This is a genomic window from Beijerinckia sp. L45, from assembly GCF_009765775.1.
Classification (GTDB): Bacteria; Pseudomonadota; Alphaproteobacteria; order Rhizobiales; family Beijerinckiaceae; genus RH-AL1.
Genome location: NZ_LMUU01000089.1, coordinates 1 through 256, shown reverse-complemented (window position 1 = coordinate 256; position 256 = coordinate 1). Strand labels below are relative to the sequence as shown.

General features: G+C 53.1%; 1 protein-coding gene. It reads left to right on the top strand.

The window, feature by feature from the left end; translation table 11 throughout:
* Positions 1-24: 24 nt before the first annotated feature.
* Positions 25-256 (top strand): hypothetical protein (locus GSQ79_RS09165; protein WP_246725222.1); only part of this gene is annotated, 232 nt, incomplete at its 3' end.

Below are 256 nucleotides of genomic sequence, written 5' to 3'. Positions count from 1 at the left end.
GACGCGGAGGAGGAGGAAACCATTATGATTGTGATGACGCCTGAAGATTTGGAGATTTCCAAACAACTCCAGGCTGGTTACGCCTTGCCGGAGGATGATAGCGACCCCAACAAGCGAGTCCGCTCGATCCTGAGCCAGCGGGCACACACCTGGACTCATTGTGAGATCCACCCCAGTATGATTCTCGGTGTCTGTGCTAGTATCATTCCCTTCCCTGATCACAACCAGTCGCCTCGTAACACCTATCAATCCGCTA